Raw genomic sequence first — 24,671 nt, 5'->3', positions numbered from 1 at the left:
AGATTCTCGGCTGTCGAATTTCAACGATTCTGACGTTCAGGGGCGGCTGAGCGCGCTCGCATTGTCGTTGTCGCGAGTGGCCGTCGAACCTGCGGTGCTCTCGAGCATCCCCTCGAGGACGTTCTTGCCGATCGAGGTTTCCTTGGGAAGCGCGATCGGGTAGGTCCCGTCGAAGCACGCGGCGCACAGACGGCTGGCCGGCTGCTCGGTGGCGGCGATCATGCCCTCGGTGGAGATGTATCCGAGGGTGTCAGCTCCGATGGAACGACGCACGCCGTCGAGCATTTCCTCGAACGTCGCGTCCTGTCCGCCTGCGCCGTTGGCAATCAACTCGGCCGGTGAGGCGAAGTCGATACCGTAGAAGCAGGGCCACTTGACCGGCGGCGAGGCGATACGGACGTGAATTTCGAGGGCGCCGGCTTCGCGGAGCATCCGGATGAGCGCACGCTGAGTGTTACCGCGGACGATCGAATCGTCCACCACCACAAGCCGCTTGCCGCGGATGACTTCCTTGAGCGGGTTGAGCTTGAGCCTGATACCGAGCTGACGGATCGTCTGCGACGGCTGGATGAAGGTACGGCCGACGTAGGCGTTCTTCATCAAACCCTGGCCGTAAGGAATGCCCGAACCCTGGGCGTACCCGACGGCTGCGGGGGTGCCGGACTCGGGAACAGGGATGACCAGATCACCTTCGGCGGGATGCTCGCTGGCGAGCAGACGGCCGATCTCGACGCGGGTCGAGTGGACCGAACGGCCACCGATGACGCTGTCGGGACGCGCGAGGTAGACGTACTCGAAAACACAGCCCTTGGGAGTCGGATTCGCGAAACGTGAGGAGCGAACGCCGTCGGCGTCGATCGCAAGCAGCTCACCGGGTTCGATGTCGCGAACGAACGACGCACCGACGATGTCGAGTGCTGCCGTCTCGCTGGCGACTACCCAACCGCGGTCGAGTCGACCGAGGCAGAGCGGGCGGATGCCGTGCGGATCGCGCGCTGCGTACAGCGTGTGCTCGTCCATGAAGGTGAGGCAGAACGCGCCCTCCAACGTGGGAAGCAATTCCATTGCGGCCTGTTCGATGGTGCTGTCGCCGGCAGCGTGTGCCAGGAGACCACCGATGAGGTCGGAGTCGGAAGTCGCTGCGTTGGGGCGCTTGTCGTTGACCAGGCCGGCTGCACGGGTGCGGCTCGCGAGTTCAGCGGTGTTGACCAGGTTGCCGTTGTGGCCGAGCGCGATGCCGGTACCGGCAGTGGTGGTACGGAAGATGGGCTGCGCGTTCTCCCACGTCGTGGAACCGGTGGTGGAGTAACGGCAATGTCCGACGGCGACGTGACCTGGCATCGCTGCGAGGGTCTGCTCGTCGAATACCTGGCTGACCAGGCCGAGATCCTTGAACACCAGCACCTGGGAGCCGTCAGCTACCGCAATGCCGGCAGCTTCTTGACCACGGTGCTGAAGTGCGTACAGGCCGTAATAAGTGAGCTTCGCCACATCCTCTCCCGGCGCCCAGACGCCGAATACACCGCATTCTTCGCGGGGCTCGTTCTCGTCCTCGTCGGACGGGTTCGAAGCGAGGAGATTTGGACTGTTGACCGACAGATCGGCACGAGTCACCGGGCGCTCCCTTTGTGGGCAGGGGTTGGGGGGCATCCACAGTCTACGGCCATTTTGGGACTCACTTCCCCTGAGGGCTGCCTTGGGTCTCAGATCACGCCGAAGCGAACCGGATGGTCTCTCTCTGTTACTGCGTCAACCACTCTGTCACTACGCCAACCCCTCTGTTGCTAGGTCAACCGCAGCAGTGGGAGCCAGTGCGCAATTTCGGGAGCGCGGCTACCTGAGGCGTCGACTCGTCCGTCACCTGAGGCCTCGGAGAACTCGAGCAGTCCGGTGACCATCTGCAACCACGTCCGAGCGTCCGTCTCGACGACGTTGGGCGGGGTTCCGCGCGTGTGACGCGGACCTTCGATGCATTGCACCGCAACAAACGGTGGGACCCGCACCTCGACGCTCGATCCGGGGGCGATCTGTTCGAGAGTGCGCGCACTCATCTTCACTGCCGCACCGAGTTCACTGCGCGAAGGCTTCGGCAGTTCCGGATCTCGAAGCCACGGGCCGACGGCCAGGACGGCGGCACGAAATTCGGCGGGGTCGACGGCGCGGCGGGGCGGCATCAGTTCACTCCCTGTCTGCGAGTAGCGATACGAACGGCAAGTGCGCCACCGGCATTCGTGGCCAGGTGCAGCAGGGCGGGGGCAAGTACGCTGCCGCCACGGCGGTGCAGCCACTCGAACAGCAATGCCGAAGCGCCGGTGAACGCCACGGCTGCGGGAACGTTGTCGCCGGCACCGCGGGCGGGGGCGACGTGCCACAGCCCGAAGGTCAGTGCGTGAACAGCCTGCGCGGTCGGCCTGTTCAGTTCGCGGCTCCAGACGGCCGACATCGCGCTACGGAACAACAGTTCCTCGGAGAGCACCGTCCCGAACGGGATGTGCAGGATGATCCATTCGAGGAAGTCTTCGCGGCCGTCTGCTCGCTCGTCGGCAGCGAGAGTCGCGCGCAAGGACGGAACGGCCAAAGCGACGCTGTAGCCGGTGAGGACCGCCCCCGCCGCGGCTCCGCCGAACTGAGCACCACCACGAATGCCGGTGTGCGCCAAGCCGAGTTCCTCGCGGGTGTAACCACGTGCGAGTAGGACTCCGATCGCCGACAGACCGGCCGCGGTGTTGACCACGGCGCGGGCACGAGGCGAAAGACCGAATGCCGGAAGCACGACGTTGCTCCAGGTGATCGCGGTAGCGGAGAGCGCGATCGAGGCGACTCCCCTCACTTCTCGGGGCCCTCTGATTTCACGGCGACAACCAAAGCCGATCGCACCCGCTCGGTTTCTGCGGCCGTCCATCCCTCGGGCTGGGCAACGCTGATCCAGGCGTCCAGAACGGAGGTTCCGTAATTGTGACCATGGCCGTCCGGAACTCCCGCGGCGTTACCGAGGTCTGCAGACACCTGCCAGAACGTCACGACCGGGAACCACTTCATCGACGGCGAGCGGTCGAATCCCGGTACTTCCTTGAGCCACTCGGGCCGATTGAACATGAGGTCGGGTGACCACCACACCACTGGATCGGAAGGGTGCTGGACAAACAGAACCCGCGGCTGCGGCCACGTCATCCCGTCGGTCGGAATGTCTTCGGAGCGATCCGCGAACCGCACACCGGCCAAGCCGTCCGCGTAGACAGGAGCTACTTCGGGAGTGCCTGGATCGCGCCTCTTCTCGATCGAACGCCACAACTGCGTCGCGTTCGGTGGGCCAACCCACAGAATTCCGTCGGCGGTATCGCGTGCCGCCTGCAGTGTGTCGAAGGCTCCGGCGCCGGCCATGACGCCGAGGCTCTCGCCGTAGACCATCAACTTCGGCCTGGTGGCTTCCGGTTCCTGGAGCCATCTTTCGTGTACCCGCTCGATCAACAGGCGTCCGGCAGCTTGCGCCTTCTCCTGGTCGGCGAGGAACGAGATCCAACTCGGCAGGTACGAGTACTGGCTGGCGACAAGAGCAGTGTCGCCGTCATGCACAAGTTCGATTGCCTGTGCCGCAGTGGGATTGACCCACCCCGTACCCGTCGTCGGAATGACCACGAGGACCTTGCGTTGGAAGGCGCCGGTTCGCTCCAGCTCCTTGATGACCAGATCCATACGCTCTTCGGGATCTTCGGCGCTTTCAAGTCCGGCATATACGCGAATCGGATCCATCGCAGGCTTACCGGTTGCCGCTTCGAGTTCCTGCGCGTCGAGTCCGCGCGAGACGAAGTTTCGTCCCTCGAACCCCAATGTGTCCCAGGGAGCGGCTGATTCGGGGCTACCCGATTTCATCGGATCCTGCGGTTCGACGACGCCGTCGCGAGTGGTCGAGTTCTGCAGACTGAAGATCGAGTTGGTCGCTGCATAGATTCCGCGGACCAGGACGCCGTCGACCAGCATGAAGAACAGGACGGTGACAACCAGGGCACCGACGCCATTGGCCACCGACCGTGACCAGTGGAACCGCCGCATCAGCTGTCGGGCAATCAGTTTCACCAGATCGTGGAGGACCCGCCAGATCGAGATGAGCAGGCCACCGACGAGCAGGCTCAGTCCGAGGGTTCGGATGTAGCCGGAAGTGGTCGTGCCTTCGGCATCGGTCAGTGCCGCGATTTCACGTTGCCACCCGGCCGCGTAGACCAGCATGATGATCGCCGCGACGATGGACGCGACCGGAACGAAGACCTTGATCGCGGAAGGCACCGGCTCGGGCAGTGGCCACCACCGTCGCCCGCTGAGCAGGTATCGCTCGACAGCCCAACCGATCGCAGTACCGACGCCGTAGCCGATGGCCGAGTTGATTCCGCCGATCAGACCTTGGAAAAGCCAATCGCGCGGCAACAGCGAAGGGGTCAACGACCAGCAGAAGAAGAACGCGGCAAACGCGATGCCGGTGAAGTCGAGTTTGAGGAGCCCCCACGCCCACTCGGTGAAGCGGTTGTCGAGCTTCTCGAGGGGTGCGGGAACAGCCAGCCGCAGGTGGTGTTCCTGCGGCTGGCTGTCAGAAGAAGTCAGTTCTCCGGAATCGACCATCTATCACCCGAACAGTGCGGGCAGCGTTCCCTCGAAGGCCTCACGGAGCTTGGCCATCGTGACGGAGAAGTGTCCCTGGACCTCGACGGAGTCGCTGCCCTCGTCGACGACCCCGATACGCGTCCACGGCAAGCCGCGGGCGGTGCACATACCGGTGAAACGAGTCTCCTCGGTACGCGGAACTGCAACGAGGACGCGTCCCGACGATTCCGAGAACAGGGTCACGAACGGATCTGCGCCCTCGGGAATCAGGATGCGGCAACCGGTTTCGCCGGCCAGCGCGGCTTCGACGACAGCCTGGGCCAGTCCACCCTCGGAGAGGTCGTGGGCCGCGGTGACGAGACCGTCACGCGAAGAGGCGAGCAGAATGTCGGCGAGCAGTTGCTCACGGGCGAGGTCGACCTTCGGCGGCACGCCACCGAGGTGACCGTGCTCGACCTGCGACCAGATGGAACCGTCGAACTCGTCGTGGGTCTCGCCGAGCAGGATCAGCGTCTCGCCGGGCTCGAGTCCGAGGCCCGTCGGGATGCGGCGGTGAACGTCGTCGATCACACCGAGGACGGCAACCACCGGCGTCGGCAGGATTGCCGTGGATCCGGTCTGGTTGTAGAAGCTGACGTTGCCGCCGGTGACGGGGATGCCGAGGGTGGCGCAGCCGTCGGCAAGGCCGCGAACGGCCTGCTGGAACTGCCACATGACACCCGGGTCCTCGGGAGAACCGAAGTTCAGGCAGTTGGAGACGGCCTTGGGCGTTGCGCCCGTGACTGCCACGTTGCGGAAAGCCTCGGCCAACGCGAGCTGCGCACCGGTGTACGGGTCGAGCGCGGTGTAGCGGCCCGAAGCGTCGGTGGACAGTGCGATCCCGCGTCCGGTCTTCTCGTCGATGCGGATGACACCGCCGTCGGCGTTCTCGGCCAGGACGGTGTTTCCGCGGACGTAGCGGTCGTACTGCTCGGTGATCCACTTGCGGCTGCACAGGGCAGGCGAGGCGATCATCTTCAGCAGGGTCGCTTCGAGCTCGGCGTCGGTTTCGGGACGCTTCAGTCCGGCAGTCGTATTCGCGATCAAGGCATCCTGCGTTGCCGGACGCTCGACGGGGCGGTGGTAAACCGGACCCTCGTGCGCGACGGTGCGCGGGGGAACGTCGACGACGGTCTCGCCGTGCCAGGAGATGGTGAGGTGCTCACCGTCGGTGACCTCGCCGATGTCGGTGGCCAGGACGTCCCACTTCTTGCAGACCTCCATGAACGCATCGACGTTCTCGGGCGTGACCACGGCGCACATGCGCTCCTGCGATTCGCTCGAGAGCACCTCGGCCGGGGTCATTCCGGTGGCGCGCATCGGAACCTTCTCGAGGTTGATGTGCATGCCGCCGTCGCCGGCCGCAGCCAGCTCGGAGGTGGCGCAGGACAGCCCGGCGCCGCCGAGGTCCTGGATGCCGACGACGAGGCCGGCCTTGTAGAGGTCGAGACAGCACTCGATGAGCACCTTCTCGGTGAACGGGTCGCCGACCTGAACCGCGGGCAGCTTCTTACGTCCGCCGGTGTCTCCACCCTCGTCGTCGAACGTCGCCGACGCGAGGACCGAGACGCCGCCGATTCCGTCGAGACCGGTGCGAGCACCGAACAGAATGATCTTGTTGCCTGCACCCGAAGCGAAGGCCAGATGCAGATCCTCGACGCGCATGACGCCGGCAGCGAGGGCGTTGACCAGCGGGTTACCTGCATAGGACTCGTCGAAGACCGTCTCGCCGCCGATGTTCGGCAGGCCGAGGGAGTTTCCGTATCCACCGACACCACGCACGACACCGTCGACGACGCGACGGGTATCGGGGGCGTCAGCAGCACCGAACCGAAGCTGATCCATGACGGCGATCGGACGAGCACCCATGGCCATGATGTCGCGGACGATGCCGCCGACACCGGTCGCCGCACCCTGGTAGGGCTCGACGTACGACGGGTGGTTGTGGCTCTCGACCTTGAACGTGACTGCCCAGCCGTCACCGATGTCGACGACGCCGGCGTTCTCACCGATGCCGGCCAGCATGTTGGCGCGCATCTCGTCGGTGGTGGTCTTGCCGAAGTATCCGAGGTGGACCTTCGAGGACTTGTACGAGCAGTGCTCGCTCCACATCACCGAGTACATCGCCAGTTCGGCGTCCGTGGGACGGCGGCCCAGGATCTCCTTGATGCGTGCGTATTCGTCGTCCTTGAGACCGAGCTCCTTGAACGGCTGAGCGGCATCGGGATCAGCCGATGCGTGCGTGACGGTATCGACCTGGTGAGCAGACACTGGAGAGTGGTCCCTTCCCTACGGGAGTCAAGAGGCAAGCCGGCGCGGAGCGGGACACCACGAATGTGCCCAACGAAAGAACGTGCCGGGGGACAGTCTATCGGTGTGGGCCGACGACTTCCGCAGACGGCAGCACCCGCAACACCTCCGGGCCTGCGAAGTATCGCCCGTCACACCCGCCCCGGTTGGGTGATCCGGTCGGTTTTCCTAAAGTCAGGGCTGGCCCACTCTCCTCCCTCGAAAGGCCTCGCATGCCCCAGGATGTTCGTCAGTCCGACCTCACGGCACAGTCCCAGTCGGTGACCACTCCCCTCACTCCGGCTGCGATTTTCCTGGTCGCGACCGTGAATCCGGGTGGCGAGAACACCACACGAGAACTACTCGCCGACGTCGCCGGCCTGCAGCGCGCCGTGGGGCTGCGCGTCCCCGGATCAGGTTTGGATGTGGTGACAAGCATCGGTTCGTCGGTTTGGGATCGACTGTTCGCCGGTCCGCGCCCCGCGCTACTGCACCCGTTCGCCGCTCTACAGGGTGACGTTCACTCGGCGCCGTCGACTCCCGGCGATCTGCTCTTCCACATCCGCGCGATGAGCATGGATGCGTGTTTCGAGGTGGCTCGGCAGATCACGAAGCGACTGCACGGCGCAGCCACGGTGGTCGACGAGGTTCACGGCTTCCAGTACTTCGAGAACCGCGACCTCATCGGCTTCGTCGACGGCACCGAGAATCCGGTGGGCCGCGACGCCGTCGCCGCCGTGACTGTCGGAGACGAAGATCCTGCGTTCACCGGAGGAAGCTACGTCCATATCCAGCGCTACGTCCACAAGATGCGGGACTGGGAAGCAATCACCGTCGACGAGCAGGAACGTGTGATCGGACGCAGCAAGCTCGAGGACATCGAGATGACGTCCGAAGTGAAGCCGGCCAACTCGCACGTAGCCCTCAACGCAATCAAGGACGAGAACGGCAAGGCTCTCGAGATCCTGCGTGCCAACATGCCGTACGGGCGCCTCGGTGACGACGAGATCGGCACCTTTTTCATCGGCTACTGCCGCACGCCGGCGATCACCGAACGGATGCTCGAGAACATGTTTCTCGGCAACCCTCGCGGCAATTACGACCGTCTGCTCGATTTCTCGACGGCCGTGACGGGCTCGATGTTCTTCACTCCGAGCGCCGACTTCTTCGAGGATCTACCGGCTACACCCGCTGGGCTCTCAGCCGTTTGACTGCCCGCTCCCAGCTACCCACCCTCTAACTACGCGGCGTGAGGAACGCACCGAGCGCGTCGGCATACATGCGGACATCTGCCGCGCCCATCAGCTCGCGGGCAGAGTGCATCGCGAGCTGAGGCGCGCCGACGTCGACGGTGGACAGTCCGGTGCGTGATGCCGTGATCGGTCCGATGGTGGAGCCGCACGGCAAATCGGCGCGGTGGACGTAGCGCTGCATCGGCACTCCCGCCTGATCGCACGCGAGCGCGAATTCGCCGGCACCGGCCGCATCGGTGGCGTAGCGCAGGTTCTGGTTCACCTTGAGTACCGGCCCACCGTTGATCTCGATCCGATGAGCGGGCTCGTGGCGGTCCGGGTAATTGGGGTGCGTCGCGTGTGCCATGTCGCCCGACGCGCATACCGAGCCGGCCATCGCCTGCAGGAATTCTTCGCGGCCACCACCGCGTCCCAACACGATCCGCTCGAGCACGGTGTTCAGCAGGTCCGAGAAAGCTCCGCGATCGGACATGCTGCCGACCTCTTCATGATCGAAGAGAGCAAGCACTGGGACCTGCTGACCGGGCGACTCAGCCGCGGCCAAAAGTGCTTGTGTCCCTGCATAACACGTGCCCTGATTGTCGAGCCTGGGGGCGCTGACCAATTCCTTGTCCACCCCCACGACTGCGCTGGGCGCAAGGTCGTGTGTCATCAATTCCCAGCCGAGAACCGACGACGCGGCTACACCCGCACGCTCGGCGACAAAGCCGATGAACGACTTGGGCTTCGAACCCACGCCCCAGATTCCGTTGACGTGCCGCTGCGGATCCAGCGTCACACCCTTGCGATCTTCGGACAGGTGGATAGCCAGCTGCGGAACACGAAGAATCGGGTCGTCGATGCGAACCAGCTTCTGCTCCACAGTGTTTCCCACCCGGACACTCAATCGGCCGGAGATACCGAGATCGCGGTCGAGCCAGGAGTTCAGCCACGCACCGCCATACGGTTCGAGGCCCACCATCTGCCACCCGGCCGAAGTGAGGTCGGGATGCTGTTTGACCCGCAGGTTCGGGCTGTCGGTATGACCTCCGACAATCCGGAACGGAGCGGTGTTTCCCACGCCCTCGGTGCTCCAGGCGATCAGCGAACCGCCTCGCACGAGGAAGTACCGTCCGGGCTCGGCTGGCCACGACTGCGTTTCGTGGACTTCGACGAACCCGCCGGCCGTCAGCTCGGTCGCCACCGTCGCGCACACATGGAACGGCGACGGTGACGAATCGACGAAGCTGCACAAGCCGTCTGCGTCGGCCCCGGTCGGAGAAGCCGCCCCGGCCCGAGCCGTCCGAGAAGTCTGAGAAGTCATGCCTCTCATCATGCCCGAACAGGTGTCCGGGATATCAGTGGCCACGAATCAGGTGAGCACAGAATCGGTTAGCTCAGGCGTGAGGACCGGACACGCAGAACTGATTCCCATCAGGATCGAGGAGCGTCACCCAGCGGAAACCGTCCATGTTTTCGCGGTGGTGCTCAGTTGCTCCGGCCTCGACGAGCCGCGCCACCTCGGCGTCGAGATCCGGACTCCCCAAATCGAGATGGATGCGATTCTTGCCGGCGGTGGGGTCCGGGACCTTCTGGAATGCGAAGTTGGTGGCGCTGTCAGGGACCGAGACGATGTAGAACCAACCGTCGTTTTCCTCGACGATGTTTCCGCCCAACTGCGCTGCCCACCACGTTGCGAGCGGACCGGGATCGAGACTGTCGAAGGTGATCATGCCGAGTGTGAGAGTCATGCGCACACGTTAATGGAAGCCACCGACAAAGACTCTCGATCTCGGGCTGAGATGAGACGATCGTCGAATGCGACTCACAACGCTGCGCGACCGTGTTGCAGAACCACTCTTCGCAGTTTTCATCGCGACCGGATTACTCCTGAGCGTCCTCGGAGTGCTCGCCTGGCGATTTGCCACGCCATCCACGCGAACAGAACATGTCGGAATCCAACCCCCACCACCGCCGCCGATGGAGGACGGCAAGACCGGATACATGTGGGTGATCGACGGCTACAGCTACTCTGACGCGCCACATTGGTTCCCCGCAACTGCGTGGTTTCTGACAGTCGGAACCGCTGTCGCCGTTGCCGTCTCGGCGATACTGAACGCGACGGGATGGCGGCTGGCCCGTGACACACGCGGTAGAAAATTTGCTCTTCCGCTTGCACTTTCAGCTTTCGGCACAGCCTACGGACTCGCGGTCGCCGTTGTCGGACGAATCTGGCCGCCCACCTTCTATTCGGTGGTCCTTCCCGAACCTCGTGACCCGCAGAAGCCCTACCCCGAATCGGCCATCATCCACTTCGACCTCGAGCCGAACCTGATCACCTTCACCGCAACAGGTCTTGCCGTCGGCCTTCTCGCGGCCGCCCTGCTTTATGTCCGGAACTACTCGCTCACTCGAGCGAACTAGCAGATCGGTAGATCACTCGACCGCTTCGAGTTCCGCGACACTCCCGTCCGAGATCACCCGGACGTGGCGGGTGATCTTCTCGATCGGCCAGTCCCACCACGCAATTCGCACCAACTTCTCGATGTCTTCAGCACTGAAGCGGCGCTTGATCTCCGTTGCCGGGTTGCCGCCGACAATTGCGTAGTCCGGGACGTCGCGCGTTACGACGGCGCCAGTGGACACGATCGACCCGTGACCGATCCGGACACCGGGCATGACTGTCACGTTCCCGCCGAACCACACGTCGTTCCCGACGACGGTGTCACCGCGTGACGGCAGATCCTGCACCAAATCCATGTGCCTGGCCCAATCACCGCCCATGATCGGAAACGGGTAGGTGGAGACACCGTTCATACGATGGTTCGCGCCGTTCATGATGAAGGTGACACCGGTGGCCAGGGCGCAGAACTTGCCGATCACCAGTTTGTCGGGACCGTAGTGATGCAACACGTTTCGAGTCTCGAACTCTTCGGCGAACTCCGGATCGTCGTAGTAGGTGTACTCCCCTACCTCGATCAACGGGTTGTCGATCAACGGCCTCAGCAACACCACTCGCGGTTGCCCGGCCATCGGATGAACATTTGTGGGATCCGGCGCAGTGAAATCTGACGCAATGGGATCTGACGCGTTCACTGCTTACTCCGATCCGTCGGCGCGGTGTCGCCGACCGCAGCAAGACTATCTGGTTCCTGCTGCGATCGACCGACAAGCGAAAACGTACCGGTGTCAGCCCAGGAGACCCTTGGCGATATGGGTGACCTGAATTTCGTTGCTGCCCGCATAGATCATGAGCGACTTGGCATCACGCGCCAACTGCTCGACTCGGTACTCGGCCATGTAGCCGTTTCCACCGAACAGCTGCACGGCTTCCATTGCTACCTCGGTCGCTGCGCGCGAGGAGTACAGCTTCATCGCCGACGCCTCCGCCAGGCTCACTTTGTCTCCGGCTGCGGTGCGCTCGATCGCATTGAAGACCATGTTCTGCACGTTGATTCGAGCGACCTCCATCTCGGCGAGCTTGAGCTGGATGAGCTGGAACTGCCCGATCTCACGTCCCCACAGTTTGCGGGACTTCGCGTATTCGATACTCAGACGGTGGCATTCGTTGATGATGCCGAGAGACAGGGACGCGATGCCGATGCGTTCGGCGGCAAAGCTCTCCTTGGCGCTGGATTTGCCGTCCGACTTTCCGCTGTCCTCGGTCTCGCCGAGCAGACGGTCCTTGGTGATGCGGACGTTGTCGAAGAACAGCTCACCTGTGGGTGAGGAGTTCATGCCCATCTTCTTGAACGGCGGGCTCTGTGTGAGACCCTCCATGCCCTTGTCGAGGATGAAGGCGAGCACCTTGCGATCGCGACGATCAACCGACGCATCGCCCTCGTCGAGCTTTGCGTACACGATCATCACGTCGGCGTACGGACCGTTGGTGATGAAGGTCTTGTTGCCGTTGAGAATGTAGTCGTCGCCGTCGCGGCGTACGTAGGACTTCATGCCGCCGAAGGCATCCGAGCCGGAGTCCGGTTCGGTGATCGCCCAGGCGCCGACGGTCTCGAATGTCACCAGGCCGGGGAGCCAGCGTTCCTTCTGCGCGAGTGTGCCGCGGCTGCGGATAGTTCCGGCGGCCAATCCGAGGCTGACACCCAACGATGCGACCAGGCCGAGGCTGACTCCGGCCAATTCGCTGTTGAGCACGACGCCCATGCTGCCGGCGCCGCTGAAGGCGCTCGACTTCTCACCGTCACCGGAGGGCGCATCGCCGCGCTCGCGTGCCAGCGACTTCTCGAGGCCCTCGCGTGCCATGTCCGCCAGACCGAAGGTCGAGTACAGCTTGCGAATGATGTCGAACGGCGGCAGCGCACCGCTTTCGAGCTCGTCGACGTGAGGTCGCACCTCTTTGTCGATAAAGCCCCGCAAGGCGTCGCGGAACATCAGGTCGGTGTCGGACCACTCGTACATGTGCCTGAACTCCAGTCGGTGAACGATCGAGAGACTGCCGAACGACAGCCACACACCGAATATAGAACACGTTCCAAAACCGGAACAGGATTCAGCTGATCAGTCCCATTCGCTGCGAGATCCACGTCAGCTCCTGCTCGACGCCGGCCGACCACACCGAAAAGCTGTGACCACCGGGAAGCTCGAGATACCTGGCGTCCATTCCGGCCGCTTTGGCCGCTTCGTACACCTTTTGCTGACCGGGCTTGAACTCATTGTCATCTGTTCCGACGACGAACACTCCGCCCGAGTTCGGGAACTTCCGAGTCGCCAGCAGGTCCATCGGATTCACCTTCACGAACGCCGCTTCGTCGCCGCCGAATATCTCGTCGACGGTTCGCTGTCGGTCACCGAGCGAAGGCTCCAATTGACCGGACAGATCGAGGAATGTCGGGTACACCTCGGGGTAATTGGTCGCCATCTGCAGTGAGCAGGTGCCACCGTAGGAGAGCCCGCCGATTGCCCACGCTCGCGGATTCGTGTCGATCTGGAACGCATTCGCCACCGCAGCGGGCAAGTCCTTTGCCAGATACGTGCCGACCTTGCCCTGTGACGAGTCGGTGCACAGCGGATTGGCCATCTGCGACCCTGTTCCATCGGCTATCACGACGACTGGAGCCAACCCCTCGTGATCTCGTGCAAAGGCATCCATTGTCGCGGTCAGCTTTCCGCCCTGGAGCCAGTCCTCGGGCTTGCCAGGCTGACCTGCCATGAGCACGAGCACGGGAAGAAGCGGACGCGGATTGGTGAAGTACGACGGCGGCAGATACACCTGCGCGTCGCGCGCGGAGAATCCTGAAATCGTCCCGGGGACAGGCAAAGTCGTGACCCGTCCGCGAATCGGCATGCCCTCCGGCGCTTTCCACACAGTGTCGGTGGGATCGCCGGTGACAACAGGATCGGTCGGACCGGGAACTTCACTGAGTGAGATGCGGTCGAAATCGTCGTGTCCGAACGCAATTCCCACAGTCGGATACGCGGCGAAAACCAGATTGATCTGCGTCGCGGCAGTGATGACGACCAGAACCGTCGCGATCACGGACAGGAGCGCTTTCGCGACGGTTCCGCCCGCCTTGATTCGCGGCCCGAGAAGTAGCAGCGCGTAGATACCGAGACCGATCCACACGTAGATCGACATCTCGATGGGATCGGGGAACGGCACGATCACCTTTTCGACGGTGATCCACACGGCGATCATGATCACCAGCGCAATCAGCCCCGCGATCGGCACCGCTCTGCGGTAGTACCAGCGCACGTTCGAACCGAGCAGCCACACGCCACCCAGGACCCCAAGGACAGTCAGGATCACCGGCAGCGGTCCCGAGATCAAACTGATTCGGTAGAGCCAGTCCACGTCAAACCTCTCGCGCGTAGAAATGTCGCACGCACGAGGCTAGACGACGACGCTAGTACTCTGTATCAGGTGACATTCATCAAGGTCTGTGGCCTACGCGACGTTGACACGGTCGACCTCACGGTGGGCCTGGGCGTCGACGCCATCGGTTTCGTCTTCGCCGAGAGCGTCCGCAAAGTCGACCCCACACTCGCAGTCGCTCTGCTCGCGCGAGTTCCCGATCACATCCGTGCAATCGGAGTCTTTCTCGGCAACCCGATCGGACAGATCCTCGAGATCGCGAAGATCACCGGGCTTCGCACCGTACAGGTTCACGATCTTGTCGACGCCGAGCAAGTGCAGCGGCTGCACGATGCCGGCCTCACCGTCATCCGCGCGGTCGTCTCCAGCAACGTCCGCGACGGTTACAATCTCGACCTCGGCGAGGACGAACTCCTGATCGACGGCGCAGACGCCGGATCAGGGGTGCCGTGGAACTGGGCCCAACAGCAATCGCGCCCGCAAGGCAAGTGGATCCTGGCGGGCGGACTGTCCCCGGACAACGTTCGCGACGCACTCGATGCCACCGGAGCCTGGGGCGTCGACGTCTCCAGCGGCGTCGAATCCTCCCGCGGCGTCAAGGACCACGCGTTGATCGAGAAGTTCGTGAGCGCTGTCCGCCAGACCGATCACTCGAAATAGGACGCGTAGTCACTGAAAGCGACTTGACCGGTGGGACTCGCTTTCACGGCGTCGGCAACGGCAGGCGGAATGGGAGCCCAGTGCGCAGGCATGGCCGCCGCCAGTGACGGCTTCAAGATGTAGAGCAGTGCGAAGTTCACTATCCAGAGCGGCGGTGCCATCGACATGCCGACTTCCGAATTCACATCGCCTTTGGTGTTGGCCACCAGCTGCGCTGCTCCCGAAATCTGTTGCGCTGCAAATCCGTAGACTGCCTGCACCGTGTATGCCGACTGATAGAGCGCAATCAGAGTGTGCGTTGCACCGTTGTTGCGCAACCAGGTGCCCACGAAACCGGCAGGGGCGATCAGCGTATTCACCTGTCGCGTCGGCGCATCCGCGTTGGCCGGACTCTCCAGCAATCCGTCGGGATTCACGTACAACCCGTAACTGGCCAGAACCGACGGCGTAGTGCCGGAATAGAGGGGCCGCCCGTTCGTATTGGTGAGAATCCGGGCGCATTCGTCGATCACCTCGGCATCCTCGAGATTGCCACCGACCCCACCACCGGCCATGAGGTCGCGATACTGCTCCTCGGTCAAAGCGTCGGCTGGCTCGAGTCCGATCTGCGCGGCAATCTCTTCCGCAGTCTGCTGACCGAGTGGCTGGTTGAGTTGATCCGGAGTAGTCATCTGCGTGGGCGCGACGCTCTCGTAGACCGGTGCCCCGGCAAAAGGGATCACGAACCCGGTATCGACATTCTCTGCAACCGGTTGCGCGCCGGCCATCTGAGTGGTGGCAAACGAAAGTACGCACACCCCAACCAAAGCCAGAACCGAGACGGTCCCGCGATGAGACCGTGCTCGGTGAGATTCTTGTCCACGTCTACAGCCCTCGCCTGAGAAAGCCTTGCCTGCAATTCCATTGCCGCGCATAGGTCAACCTCCCGGGACACAGTCCGGCGAATCAACTCGAGCTTGCATCTCAGTCAAACGCTGTGACCAGCGCCGTGTCAAGACACTGGTCAGGTCGAGGCACGGCGACAGCTCGCTCGATACAGGCGACAGCTCGCCCGCTACAGTGATGCTTCCATCTGAAGTGACCTCACCCCATTTGAATTGCAGGACATCTCTGGAGGCGAGCAGTGTCTGACAAGCGCGGGACCGTATTGATCACCGGTGTCGGTCGGAGCAAGTCGATCGGAGCGGGCCTCGCATTGGGCCTTGCCGAGGATGGTTGGGATCTGGCTATCGGCTACTGGGAGCCTTACGACGAACGCGTCGGGTTCGGGCGCGGAGCGCACGATCCGCAAGACATTGCCGAGAAGTGTCGCGCACTCGGAAGCCGTGTCGACCTCGTTCCTGGAGATCTGGCCTCGCCCGACGTGGCCGATCAGCTCGTTGACGCTGCCGCAGCGCGGAACGACCTCCGTGGGCTGGTGCTCTCACATTGCGAAAGCGTCGACAGCTCGATCCTCGATACCACCGTCGAGAGCTGGGAACGACATTTCGCCGTCAACACTCGCGCCTCCTGGCTGCTGATCAAAGCGTTCGCTGAACGGCTTCCGGAACAGCGCGACGTCAGTCAGGTGGCCGGGCGGATCATCGCACTCACCAGCGACCATGCGGCCCACAATCTTCCGTACGGGGCCAGCAAGGGCGCTCTCGACCGCATCGTCATCGCCGCCGCAGTCGAACTTGGATCACGCGGCATACGAGCCAACGTCGTCAACCCAGGACCTATCGACACAGGATGGATGACACCCGAGATCAGACAGGCCACAACCCTCCAGACTCCTGCCGGCCGGCTGGGTACTCCCGGCGACACTGCAAACCTCGTTCGGTTTCTGATGTCCGACGCCGGAGGCTGGATTACGGGACAACTCCTTCACTCCAACGGCGGATTCAGTACGAACTGAGCCTTGGCCGGACTCAGTTCAGGCTTTGTAGGTCGGTAGCGTCTGCCCGAGCCTCTTACCCATTTCGGCAGCCAAAGCCGCGAGCCCGCTGGCCGGACGCACCATGACCTCGAAATCGACGATCTTGCCGTCCTCGTCGAATTCGACCATGTCGATTCCCTTGAGACTCTTGTCGCCGATGTTCGCACTGAATTCGAGCACGACCTGTCGACCGTTGGCTCCGGCGAACTGACGGTGGTACTCGAAGTTCTCGAACACCTGGATCACCGTATTGAGAATGAGCACAACGGCATCCGCGGACTGGTACGGCTTGAATCCCGTGGGCGATCGGAACTGCGCGTCGGGCGCGACGATCGTCGGTAGCGCCGACAGATCGCCGGTTTCGATCATGGTGTGCCACAACTTCAGTGCAGCTTCGACTTTCGGTTCGAGCGTCAATTCCGTGCTCATGCTTCTACCCTTCCCTCGACGTTACCTGCCGCTTGATCTACCGGCACTTGACTTGCGACGGACCACGCACTCAACACAGTTCGCACCCCGGTCACGAGTTGCAACGGCTGATCGATCATGACGTGATGTCCGGCTTCGGGAATCTCCGCCACGATGGCCTCCGTTCCGAACAATCCGCGCATGTGCTCCATGAGTCGATCGGACACGATGCCGTTCTCGGCTCGGAAATAGGCTACGCGGCAACGTGGTTCGCTGTCGAGGACATCTTCGGCGCCTACTCGGAGAAAGAAATTCGGATCGAACTTCCACGACCAACCGCCCTCGACTTCCTCCATCGACGTGGCCGCCACATGGTCACGCACCGCAGGCAGACCCGAATCCTGCGGCGGAACGAAGCGGAAACGGCCCATCGCGTCTTCCCTGGTGGGATAAACCTTCTTGGGGCCGAACGCATTCTGGCGTCGAGCCGCCTCCTCTTCGGGCGTACGCGCCTTGAGCGGAGAATCGATGATGACAACCCCGTCCAACAGTTCGCCATGCAGATGCGAGGCCACGAAAGAAACAATCCCACCCATACTGTGCCCCACCAGAATCGGCTTGCCGTCGATTCCCCCGGCCTCGGCCGCCGCCAGCACCTCGCGAGCCCACTGGGACATCGCGTAGGCGTCGCGAGTGTCACTGTCGCCGTGGCCCGTCAAGTCGAGAGCGACGACGCGGCGCCCCTCGGCGAACTGCGGCGCAATGTGATCCCACCAGCGACTGTGGGCTGCGCCGCCGTGAATCAGCACGATTCCCGGCCCCGCCGGCCCCCAAGCCCGAAAGTGCACCGAGGCACCCTCGACCTCCACCGACCCCGTCTCGACCGGCGCTGCCAACGCCCGAGTGAACCAACCAGGCGCGTCTTCGACCACATTGCTCATCGATCGAACATACATAGTCGTCAATCGGTTCATCCAACTCTTCCCAGTTCGTGATCCATCACCTATATTGAATCCGGCCTCAAGTTCAATTCGTTTCGCCGAAGGGGAGAGATGACCAACCGCCAAGTACGCCTCGCCGCCCGCCCGACAGGACTTCCCGACGCTTCCACCTGGGAATACGTCGATGCCGAGATCCCGTCCGCCGGACCGGGCGAGTTTGTCGTCAAGGTCGAATACCTCTCCCTCGACCCCGCGATGCGCGGTTGGCTCAACGACGTCAAGTCGTACGTTCCGCCGGTCAAGCTCGGTTCCGTCATGCGCGCCCACGGCGTCGGACGCATCACCGAATCACAGCACCCCGATTACCAGGTCGGGGACATCGTGGCCGGATCCTTCGGCGCTTCCGAGTACGGCGTTTCCGACGGTACAGACGTCACTCGGGTCGACGAATCGATCGCTCCCCTGCCGACCTGGCTCGGCGCTCTCGGTTTCCCCGGCGTCACTGCGTATTTCGGATTACTCGACGTCGGAAAGCTGAAAGACGGTGACACCGTCGTCGTGTCCGGTGCCGCGGGTGCGGTCGGCAGTCTGGTCGGCCAGATCGCAAAGCTTCACGGATGCAAGGTCATCGGCATCGCCGGCGGTCCGGAGAAGTGCGCGTGGCTCACCGAGGACCTCGGCTTCGATGTCGCCATCGACTACAAGAACGAATCCGTATACAAGGCGCTCAAGTCCAACGCTCCCGACGGTATCGACGTGTACTTCGACAACGTCGGCGGAGAAATTCTCGACGCCGCTCTCTCCCGTCTGCGCCTCGGCGCTCGGGTGGTCATCTGCGGCGCCATCGCGGGCTACAACGCCACCGAACCTCAGCCAGGCCCTGCTCACTACCTGTCACTTCTCGTCAACCGCGCCACGATGGCCGGCTTCGTGGTCTTCGACTACCTCGATCGCTACGCAGAAGCACAAGAGCAGATCGGAAAGTGGATCAAGAGTGGCGAATTGACTGCTCGCGAGCACGTCGTCGACGGCGGTATCGACGCGTTCGGCGACAGCCTCAATCTTCTCTTCGCCGGAGCGAACACCGGAAAGCTGGTCTTGAAGGTCAGCTGAGTCGGCCACACACGCAGATCGGCCACCGGTATTCCGGTGGCCGATTCGCTTGGGTCAACTGACTCCGGACGGAGTGGGAACGCTGTCCTCCCCCAACCGCGGCGGGGCCGACCGATAGGTTGCCGGCGTGCCGCTCATCCGAATCGGATTGGCTACCTGCCGAGTCGGTGCATCGCGACGCGGGTCGTCGATGGATACCACCGGATCGAGATTCAGCCGTTCCGCCAGCGCTATCGCGTCGGCGATGTCGTTGAGAGGCCCACACGGAACACCTCGCTCGGTCAGTGCCTCGAACCACGAGTCCGCAGAGCCCTTGGCCAATGCAGCAGTGACGGCGTCGAACAGTTCTTCTCGATGCGCAACCCTGTCGCTGTTGGACGCGAAACGCGCATCAGCGGCAAGTTCGGAAACTCCGAGAACCTCTGTCAACGAACTGAATTGCCGATCATTGCCGACCGCGAGGACCAGCGGACGGTCCGCGGTGTCGAATACCTCGTATGGTGCGATGCTCGGATGCCGGTTGCCCATTGCCTGCGGCACCACGCCCGCGGCCACGTAGCCGGACGACTGGTTGGCCAGTGCGGACAGCAACGAGGACAACAGATTGACCTCGACGTGCTGCCCTTCGCCTGTGCGATCGCGATGGCGCAGCGCTGCAAGGATTCCCACGCTGGCATGCAGGCCGGTGATGACGTCGACCACCGCGACACCGACCTTGGTGGGAGTCTTGGGATCGGGTCCGGTGATACTCATCAATCCGCCGACCGCCTGAATCAACAGGTCGTATCCCGGCAGAGAGTTGTTGCCACCGAAGCCGCTGATCGAGCAGTAGACCGCACGCGGATTCATTTCTCGGACAGCGTCGTAGCCCAGCCCCAGACGGTCCATCGTTCCCGGCAGGAAGTTCTGCACCACGACGTCCGCATTGCGAACCAGCTCGCGTGCACTCTCCAGATCCTCGCGCTCGCGCAGGTCCAGAGTGACCGACTTCTTGTTGCGGTTCACCGACAGAAAGTAGCTCGACTCGTCCCCCACCCACGGTGGGCCCCAGCTGCGAGTGTCGTCACCGACACCCGGCCGCTCGATCTTGACGACCTCGGCACCCAGGTCGGCGAGAATCATCGTGGCGTACGGACCGGCGAGGACGCGGCCGAAATCAGCGATCACCAACCCGTCGAGCGCTCCGACAGCGTCTGCCGTCACCGGAAAGCTTCTTCACCGGTGAGAGCGCGGCCGATCACGAGCTGGTGAACCTCGGACGTGCCCTCGTAGGTGAGAACGGATTCGAGGTTGTTGGCGTGCCGGATCACGGGGTACTCGAGCGTGATGCCGTTGGCGCCCAGAATGGTTCGGCATTCACGGGCGATCTTGATGGCCTCGCGGACATTGTTGAGCTTGCCGGTGCTGACCTGCTCGGGGCGAACCGTCCCGGCGTCCTTGAGGCGCCCGAGGTGGATGGCGAGCAACTGCCCCTTGCCCAATTCGACTGCCATGTCGGCGATCTTGGCCTGGGTGATCTGATACGCGGCGAGCGACTTGTCGAAGACCTTGCGATCACGTGCATATGAGATCGCAGTCTCGAGGCAGTCACGTGCTGCACCCATTGCCCCGAAGATGATGCCGAAGCGTGCCTCGTTGAGGCAGCCGAGCGGGCCGGACAGTCCGCGAGCCTTGGGCAGCATCGCCGAGGCAGGCAGACGCACGTCCTCGAGCACCAGTTCCGAGGTGACCGACGCCCGGAGCGACATCTTGTTCTTGATCTCGGGGGCGGAGAATCCCGGAGTGTCGGTGGGAACGACAAATCCGCGCACGCCGTCGTCGGTTCGAGCCCAGACCACGGCGACGTCCGCGATGGAGCCGTTGGTGATCCACATCTTGGTGCCGTTGAGGATCCAGTCGTCGCCGTCGCGCTTGGCGTTGGTTCGCATACCGCCGGGGTTGGATCCGAAATCGGGTTCCGTGAGACCGAAGCAGCCGATGGCTTCACCCGCCGCCATTCGCGGGAGCCATTCTTCCTTCTGCTCTTCACTTCCGTTGTGGTGGATCGCGAACATGGCGAGCGAGCCCTGGACCGAGACGAGGCTGCGAATGCCCGAATCGACAGCTTCGAGTTCCTGGCAGGCCAACCCGTACGCCGTGGCGCTCATCCCGGCACAGCCGTAGCCCTCGAGGTGCATGCCCAGTACGCCGAGCGCGCCCAGTTCCTTGGCCAGCTCACGAGCCGGCAGTGCTGCCGCTTCGAACCATTCACCTACGTGCGGGCGAATGCGATCGTCGACCATCTTGCGGACCGTGTCGCGGATCGCGATCTCCTCTGCGTCCAGCAGGGTGTCGATGGCAAAAAGCTCGGACAGGGACTGCGGCGTGGTCACGGGGCCTCCAGTGTTCTCGGGCGCAATCCTTTGCGAGAACGATTGCGCAATCGTTTGCATCGCCTAGAGTAGAGCCCGGTTGCGCACCCGTCAATCCCCGAACTGCCGACCGACACCGAACCAACTCAGAACCGACGCACACCAGGAGCCACGACGCAGATGACGCCCGATCCGTCGAACCGCAGCAACGGCCGTCCGCCGACGCTGCGCGAAATCGCCGACCAGGCCGGGGTCCACATCTCGACGGCGTCGCGGGTCCTCCGTCAGCCCGAGCCCGCCGACGGCTGGTCCGACTCCGCACTCCGGGTTCGTCAGGTTGCCGAGGAACTCGGTTACCAACCGAACCTGTGGGCAGCCAGCCTGCGTACCCGCAAGACCACCACCATCGGCGTCGTGATGCCGAGACTGACAGACGTTGTAGTGGCCACCATGTTCCAAGGCATCGAGGAAGCCGCCACCGCAGCCGGGTACTCCGTCTTGCTCTCCAGCCCGCCCGACGATCTGGAAGCGCAACGCAAAGCGGTCGAGTTCCTGGTGAGCCGGCAGGTCGACGGTCTCATGCTGAGCAGCATCCACCTGCCGGGTACCGATTTCGTCGACTCGCTCCCCCTGCGCTCACTGCCGATCCTGCTGCTGAACCGGCACATCGACTCGGCGACGTCATCCGTCAACCGAAGCCTTCCCTTTGTCAGCGGCGACGACCGCCTCGGCGGCTACCTCGCGGGGAAGCATCTACTGGACTGCGGCTATCGCGATCTCGGAGTGATCGCGGGGCCGGATCACGCCAGCACGTCGAGGGAACGCGTCGCGGGTTTCCGCGATGCCCTGGCCGAAGCCGGTCTGGAACTGCCGCCGAACCGAATAGTGGCGTCCGAGTTCGAAGTTCAAGGGGGTGTCGATGCGGCGGCCACACTGCTCAGCGGGAACACGCGCCCTGACGCCGTTTTCACGGTGAGCGACACCATCGCGATCGGCGTACTCGGTGTGGCCCGTGATCTCGGGTTGAGCATTCCCGACGATCTTGCGTTGGTCGGCTACAACGACATTCCGGTTGTCTCCCAACTCCCGGTGCCCCTGACGACGGTCAGGTCCCCCGCCCGAAAGATCGGTGCGACCGGGCTCGAGCACCTACTCGCACTGATCTCCGGCAAGAACGTCGAATCCGTGAAGCTTCCCGTCGAACTGATCGCGCGAGCCTCCACCAGAAAGCCTGCCAGTCACAAACTCTGAGCAGCTACCAGACCTGAGATTCGTCGATGCCCAACTGTCGCGCGTAACCGGAGTTGAGTGCGTCCCAGCCGTACTCGCGCGCCCGTTCACCCACGATCGGCCCGAAGGGCTCGCCTGCCAGAAGGGCATCGAGTACGTCGAAGCACAGATGCCACCCCGCAGCGAGCGCCGACGCCATCCCCTCGGCGCGCGACCTCTGCGTCAGCACGACGCGGGTACCGCCTTCGATCGGGGTCAGGTCCCACACCAATTCGTCCGGGCCCCACTCGTGTTCGAGCCGCCGAGTGGTCTCCACGACGTGAACGGTGACCGGCAGCGACATTTCGGGGGCGCCGTCCTCGGTGAGCATGGTGATCACCGCATCACCGGTACGGCTCAGGTTCCGATCGGCGGTGTACGGCGTCCATTGCGCCAACATCTCCGGGTCGGTGATCGCCTCCCACACCTTCTCGACGGAATACGGCAGCACCCGAGGAAAGCTGACGACTGTGTCGTCACCGTCGACGCTCACCGTGACGTCGGACAGGGCACTGGGCTGATACGGCTGGGCACTCATGGTTCGATCTCACCAGGAACCACCGACACGGGCAACCGCCCGCTCGGCGTTCAGAACGCAAACACCGCCGATGCGGCCGCGACTGTCTCCTCCACCACCGGAAATTTCACCACGGACAAGTCGTGTCGAGCTCCTTCGAACTCCACCAGACGCGTCGCGGCGGGAATCAAGGCGAGTGCTGCCCGCATCTCCTCCGTTGTCGCAAACTCGTCCTTCGAACCGTGGACGACAACGGTCGGTGTGTTCAGTTCGGGCAGGTGTTCGGTTCTGAGCTTCTCGGGCTTCTTCGGTGGATGCAGTGGATAGGAGAGAAGGACCAGGCCGTCGACAAGTCCCGGGTTCTCCGCCGCAAGCATCGACGCCTGCCGACCGCCGTACGAATGTCCGCCGAGCAGAACGGGTCCGGGCACCGAGTAGTCCTTGCGAAGAGCAGCAATCACCTCGGCAATGCCCGCGCGATCCTCCGCAGCACGCGACGGATGCGGAGGCCCCGAAGCTCGACGCACCCGAAACGCGAGATCGAAGCGCAGAACTTGCGCTCCTGCCGCAGCAAAGCCGTCGGCAACAGCACGCAACAGCACGGTGTCGCAGTTACTTCCCGCGCCGTGAGTCAGTGCAAGCGTGGCGACGGGCGACGCGAAGGACACAGAAGCAGGTCGATGAAGGAAACCGTGCACCGCACCTTCGTCGACCGTTTCGACAGTAGTCATGGACGCATCCTTGTCCGGCCCGCTCGGGCCTGTTCGACCGCGGCAGTCATGCTGCCCTCGTAAACCGGACCATGTCCGGGAAACAGCACGCCGGCCGGTGCAGCGGCGATATTGTCCAACGCCTGGTCGGTCGCTTCACGGTCATGATTGAAGGGGCACACCAGAAATTGTGGTCCGGCGACGCTCGACGTCGCATGTCCGGTCACCAGAGCGTCACCCGACGCGATCACTCCTGCGTCGGGAACAAGGTAAGCGCTGTGGCCGTCGGTATGCCCATGAGTGGGAATCGGCACGATCCGACCGGGAACGTCCAGCGCACCACCGGACGCAAAGGACTGTGCCCGAGGCAGTTCCGCACCTTTCAACGCGCCGACTCCGATCACGTCGCGAAGCCATTTCGGAGCACCTCGCCGCCACAACAGCAACGGAACTCCGACCGGCGACAACTGTTGCAGATACTCCCTCTTCGCATGAGGCACTTCCAACGGATCCATCAGGACCGGAACCTCGAGCCGAGTCACGATGTCCGCGATCCCACCGATGTGATCGATGTGCGCGTGAGTGACGAGAATTGCCCGAACATCCCCGAGCTGGTGACCGATCTGTTCGATCGAGCGTTCGACGTCGGTGCCGTTGGCCGGATATCCGCCGTCGATCAAGGTCAGATCGGACCCCTCTTCGACCAGGACCCAATTGGCGTGACCGCACCGAACCAGATGTGTGTTCTCGATCTGCGTGATCGACAGTGCCGCAGTAGTCATGCTTGGTAGTCTGCGC

The 24,671-nt window shown here is 63.3% G+C and carries 24 protein-coding genes; 6 read left to right on the top strand and 18 right to left on the bottom strand.

Translation table 11 applies throughout. The annotated features are described in order from the left end of the window. Positions 1 to 36 precede the first annotated feature (36 nt). From purF to purL, 5 genes are all read right to left on the bottom strand, one after another. Complete coding sequence (purF, locus tag ATN37_RS27170) at positions 37 to 1,614, bottom strand: amidophosphoribosyltransferase (RefSeq protein WP_003940541.1); 1,578 nt, start codon at positions 1,612 to 1,614, stop codon at positions 37 to 39. Between the two features lie 170 nt (positions 1,615 to 1,784). After that, on the bottom strand, positions 1,785 to 2,174 hold the full coding sequence (locus tag ATN37_RS27165; RefSeq protein WP_007733822.1) for a sterol carrier family protein: 390 nt from the start codon (positions 2,172 to 2,174) through the stop codon (positions 1,785 to 1,787). After that, entirely contained in the window at positions 2,174 to 2,830 is a 657-nt protein-coding gene (locus ATN37_RS27160) for a CPBP family intramembrane glutamic endopeptidase (protein ID WP_007733821.1), read from the bottom strand. Before ATN37_RS27160 ends, ATN37_RS27165 begins: the two co-directional genes overlap by 1 nt. Continuing rightward, positions 2,827 to 4,611 (bottom strand): alpha/beta-hydrolase family protein, encoded by a 1,785-nt coding sequence (locus ATN37_RS27155; protein ID WP_081558360.1) that lies wholly within the window; start codon positions 4,609 to 4,611, stop codon positions 2,827 to 2,829. Before ATN37_RS27155 ends, ATN37_RS27160 begins: the two co-directional genes overlap by 4 nt. A 3-nt stretch (positions 4,612 to 4,614) precedes the next feature. After that, complete coding sequence (gene purL, locus ATN37_RS27150) at positions 4,615 to 6,903, bottom strand: phosphoribosylformylglycinamidine synthase subunit PurL (RefSeq protein ID WP_007733819.1); 2,289 nt, start codon at positions 6,901 to 6,903, stop codon at positions 4,615 to 4,617. Positions 6,904 to 7,154: 251 nt separating this feature from the next. Between purL and ATN37_RS27145 the strand changes: the two genes are divergently transcribed. Beyond that, a complete protein-coding gene (locus ATN37_RS27145; protein WP_218695851.1) occupies positions 7,155 to 8,132 on the top strand; it encodes a Dyp-type peroxidase in 978 nt (325 codons plus the stop codon). A gap of 25 nt (positions 8,133 to 8,157) precedes the next feature. On the opposite strand, the gene ATN37_RS27140 is transcribed toward ATN37_RS27145, so the two are convergent. Further along, positions 8,158 to 9,477 carry a M18 family aminopeptidase gene (locus tag ATN37_RS27140; protein ID WP_218695850.1) on the bottom strand — a complete coding sequence of 440 codons (1,320 nt, stop codon included), beginning with the start codon at positions 9,475 to 9,477 and terminating at the stop codon, positions 8,158 to 8,160. 73 nt (positions 9,478 to 9,550) lie between these two features. Next, on the bottom strand, positions 9,551 to 9,904 hold the full coding sequence (locus tag ATN37_RS27135; RefSeq protein WP_003939907.1) for a VOC family protein: 354 nt from the start codon (positions 9,902 to 9,904) through the stop codon (positions 9,551 to 9,553). A 67-nt stretch (positions 9,905 to 9,971) separates the two neighbouring features. On the opposite strand from ATN37_RS27135, the gene ATN37_RS27130 reads away from it, so the two are divergent. Beyond that, the gene (locus ATN37_RS27130; RefSeq protein WP_218695848.1) at positions 9,972 to 10,577 is read left to right on the top strand and encodes a hypothetical protein; all 606 of its coding nucleotides are present in this window, start codon (positions 9,972 to 9,974) and stop codon (positions 10,575 to 10,577) included. 12 nt (positions 10,578 to 10,589) lie between these two features. Here ATN37_RS27130 and ATN37_RS27125 read toward each other — a convergent pair whose 3' ends face one another. The 3 genes from ATN37_RS27125 to ATN37_RS27115 form a co-directional block, all read right to left on the bottom strand. Further along, entirely contained in the window at positions 10,590 to 11,186 is a 597-nt protein-coding gene (locus ATN37_RS27125; protein ID WP_037125853.1) for a CatB-related O-acetyltransferase, read from the bottom strand. A gap of 156 nt (positions 11,187 to 11,342) precedes the next feature. Further along, positions 11,343 to 12,572: an acyl-CoA dehydrogenase family protein gene (locus tag ATN37_RS27120; protein ID WP_007733810.1), complete on the bottom strand. Its 1,230-nt coding sequence runs from the start codon at positions 12,570 to 12,572 to the stop codon at positions 11,343 to 11,345. Positions 12,573 to 12,663: 91 nt separating this feature from the next. Continuing rightward, positions 12,664 to 13,965, bottom strand: a complete 1,302-nt coding sequence (locus ATN37_RS27115; protein ID WP_030535234.1) for an esterase family protein — start codon at positions 13,963 to 13,965, stop codon at positions 12,664 to 12,666. Between the two features lie 69 nt (positions 13,966 to 14,034). On the opposite strand from ATN37_RS27115, the gene ATN37_RS27110 reads away from it, so the two are divergent. Beyond that, positions 14,035 to 14,646, top strand: coding sequence for a phosphoribosylanthranilate isomerase (locus ATN37_RS27110; RefSeq protein ID WP_058037744.1), 612 nt, complete (start codon positions 14,035 to 14,037; stop codon positions 14,644 to 14,646). Here ATN37_RS27110 and ATN37_RS27105 read toward each other — a convergent pair. Beyond that, positions 14,634 to 15,560 (bottom strand): hypothetical protein, encoded by a 927-nt coding sequence (locus ATN37_RS27105; protein WP_218695847.1) that lies wholly within the window; start codon positions 15,558 to 15,560, stop codon positions 14,634 to 14,636. The genes ATN37_RS27110 and ATN37_RS27105 overlap by 13 nt on opposite strands. A gap of 209 nt (positions 15,561 to 15,769) precedes the next feature. Here ATN37_RS27105 and ATN37_RS27100 point away from each other — a divergent pair, with 209 nt between their 5' ends. Further along, on the top strand, positions 15,770 to 16,543 hold the full coding sequence (locus ATN37_RS27100; RefSeq protein ID WP_058037742.1) for an SDR family oxidoreductase: 774 nt from the start codon (positions 15,770 to 15,772) through the stop codon (positions 16,541 to 16,543). Between the two features lie 18 nt (positions 16,544 to 16,561). Here ATN37_RS27100 and ATN37_RS27095 read toward each other — a convergent pair whose 3' ends face one another. Together ATN37_RS27095 and ATN37_RS27090 are read right to left on the bottom strand one after the other, a co-directional pair. Beyond that, positions 16,562 to 16,993, bottom strand: a complete 432-nt coding sequence (locus tag ATN37_RS27095; protein ID WP_003940510.1) for a nuclear transport factor 2 family protein — start codon at positions 16,991 to 16,993, stop codon at positions 16,562 to 16,564. Next, complete coding sequence (locus tag ATN37_RS27090; protein WP_058037741.1) at positions 16,990 to 17,913, bottom strand: alpha/beta fold hydrolase; 924 nt, start codon at positions 17,911 to 17,913, stop codon at positions 16,990 to 16,992. The genes ATN37_RS27095 and ATN37_RS27090 overlap by 4 nt, the downstream gene beginning before the upstream one ends. A 111-nt stretch (positions 17,914 to 18,024) precedes the next feature. On the opposite strand from ATN37_RS27090, the gene ATN37_RS27085 reads away from it, so the two are divergent. After that, complete coding sequence (locus tag ATN37_RS27085) at positions 18,025 to 19,026, top strand: NADP-dependent oxidoreductase (protein WP_003939765.1); 1,002 nt, start codon at positions 18,025 to 18,027, stop codon at positions 19,024 to 19,026. Positions 19,027 to 19,080: 54 nt separating this feature from the next. On the opposite strand, the gene ATN37_RS27080 is transcribed toward ATN37_RS27085, so the two are convergent. Both ATN37_RS27080 and ATN37_RS27075 read right to left on the bottom strand, forming a co-directional pair. Then, complete coding sequence (locus ATN37_RS27080; protein ID WP_003939934.1) at positions 19,081 to 20,229, bottom strand: CaiB/BaiF CoA-transferase family protein; 1,149 nt, start codon at positions 20,227 to 20,229, stop codon at positions 19,081 to 19,083. Further along, positions 20,226 to 21,398 (bottom strand): acyl-CoA dehydrogenase family protein, encoded by a 1,173-nt coding sequence (locus ATN37_RS27075; RefSeq protein ID WP_003939770.1) that lies wholly within the window; start codon positions 21,396 to 21,398, stop codon positions 20,226 to 20,228. The genes ATN37_RS27080 and ATN37_RS27075 overlap by 4 nt, the downstream gene beginning before the upstream one ends. Before the next feature lie 159 nt (positions 21,399 to 21,557). On the opposite strand from ATN37_RS27075, the gene ATN37_RS27070 reads away from it, so the two are divergent. After that, positions 21,558 to 22,628: a LacI family DNA-binding transcriptional regulator gene (locus ATN37_RS27070; protein ID WP_064073436.1), complete on the top strand. Its 1,071-nt coding sequence runs from the start codon at positions 21,558 to 21,560 to the stop codon at positions 22,626 to 22,628. Between the two features lie 4 nt (positions 22,629 to 22,632). Here the strand turns inward: ATN37_RS27070 and ATN37_RS27065 are convergent, their stop codons facing one another. The 3 genes from ATN37_RS27065 to ATN37_RS27055 are packed head-to-tail and all read right to left on the bottom strand — an operon-like array spanning position 22,633 to position 24,655. Then, a complete protein-coding gene (locus tag ATN37_RS27065) occupies positions 22,633 to 23,184 on the bottom strand; it encodes an SRPBCC family protein (protein WP_003940599.1) in 552 nt (183 codons plus the stop codon). Positions 23,185 to 23,234: 50 nt separating this feature from the next. After that, positions 23,235 to 23,894 carry an alpha/beta fold hydrolase gene (locus ATN37_RS27060; protein ID WP_058037738.1) on the bottom strand — a complete coding sequence of 220 codons (660 nt, stop codon included), beginning with the start codon at positions 23,892 to 23,894 and terminating at the stop codon, positions 23,235 to 23,237. Then, positions 23,891 to 24,655 carry an MBL fold metallo-hydrolase gene (locus ATN37_RS27055; RefSeq protein ID WP_065455254.1) on the bottom strand — a complete coding sequence of 255 codons (765 nt, stop codon included), beginning with the start codon at positions 24,653 to 24,655 and terminating at the stop codon, positions 23,891 to 23,893. Before ATN37_RS27055 ends, ATN37_RS27060 begins: the two co-directional genes overlap by 4 nt. Positions 24,656 to 24,671 lie beyond the last annotated feature (16 nt).

Source organism: Rhodococcus sp. MH15 (assembly GCF_019266045.1).
Taxonomy (GTDB): Bacteria; Actinomycetota; Actinomycetes; order Mycobacteriales; family Mycobacteriaceae; genus Rhodococcus_F; species Rhodococcus_F qingshengii.
This window is presented reverse-complemented; position numbering and strand designations above follow the sequence as displayed.

What these genes read in the sequence shown, in the direction of transcription:
- ATN37_RS27165 (WP_007733822.1), bottom strand. Translation starts at nt 2,174, where the DNA reads ATGCCGCCCCGCCGCGCCGTCGACCCCGCCGAATTTCGTGCCGCCGTC.
- ATN37_RS27155 (WP_081558360.1), bottom strand. Translation starts at nt 4,611, where the DNA reads ATGGTCGATTCCGGAGAACTGACTTCTTCTGACAGCCAGCCGCAGGAA.
- ATN37_RS27145 (WP_218695851.1), top strand. Translation starts at nt 7,155, where the DNA reads ATGCCCCAGGATGTTCGTCAGTCCGACCTCACGGCACAGTCCCAGTCG.
- ATN37_RS27140 (WP_218695850.1), bottom strand. Translation starts at nt 9,477, where the DNA reads ATGACTTCTCAGACTTCTCGGACGGCTCGGGCCGGGGCGGCTTCTCCG.
- ATN37_RS27135 (WP_003939907.1), bottom strand. Translation starts at nt 9,904, where the DNA reads ATGACTCTCACACTCGGCATGATCACCTTCGACAGTCTCGATCCCGGT.
- ATN37_RS27130 (WP_218695848.1), top strand. Translation starts at nt 9,972, where the DNA reads ATGCGACTCACAACGCTGCGCGACCGTGTTGCAGAACCACTCTTCGCA.
- ATN37_RS27125 (WP_037125853.1), bottom strand. Translation starts at nt 11,186, where the DNA reads ATGGCCGGGCAACCGCGAGTGGTGTTGCTGAGGCCGTTGATCGACAAC.
- ATN37_RS27120 (WP_007733810.1), bottom strand. Translation starts at nt 12,572, where the DNA reads ATGTACGAGTGGTCCGACACCGACCTGATGTTCCGCGACGCCTTGCGG.
- ATN37_RS27105 (WP_218695847.1), bottom strand. Translation starts at nt 15,560, where the DNA reads ATGCGCGGCAATGGAATTGCAGGCAAGGCTTTCTCAGGCGAGGGCTGT.
- ATN37_RS27095 (WP_003940510.1), bottom strand. Translation starts at nt 16,993, where the DNA reads ATGAGCACGGAATTGACGCTCGAACCGAAAGTCGAAGCTGCACTGAAG.
- ATN37_RS27090 (WP_058037741.1), bottom strand. Translation starts at nt 17,913, where the DNA reads ATGAGCAATGTGGTCGAAGACGCGCCTGGTTGGTTCACTCGGGCGTTG.
- ATN37_RS27085 (WP_003939765.1), top strand. Translation starts at nt 18,025, where the DNA reads ATGACCAACCGCCAAGTACGCCTCGCCGCCCGCCCGACAGGACTTCCC.
- ATN37_RS27070 (WP_064073436.1), top strand. Translation starts at nt 21,558, where the DNA reads ATGACGCCCGATCCGTCGAACCGCAGCAACGGCCGTCCGCCGACGCTG.
- ATN37_RS27065 (WP_003940599.1), bottom strand. Translation starts at nt 23,184, where the DNA reads ATGAGTGCCCAGCCGTATCAGCCCAGTGCCCTGTCCGACGTCACGGTG.
- ATN37_RS27060 (WP_058037738.1), bottom strand. Translation starts at nt 23,894, where the DNA reads ATGACTACTGTCGAAACGGTCGACGAAGGTGCGGTGCACGGTTTCCTT.
- ATN37_RS27055 (WP_065455254.1), bottom strand. Translation starts at nt 24,655, where the DNA reads ATGACTACTGCGGCACTGTCGATCACGCAGATCGAGAACACACATCTG.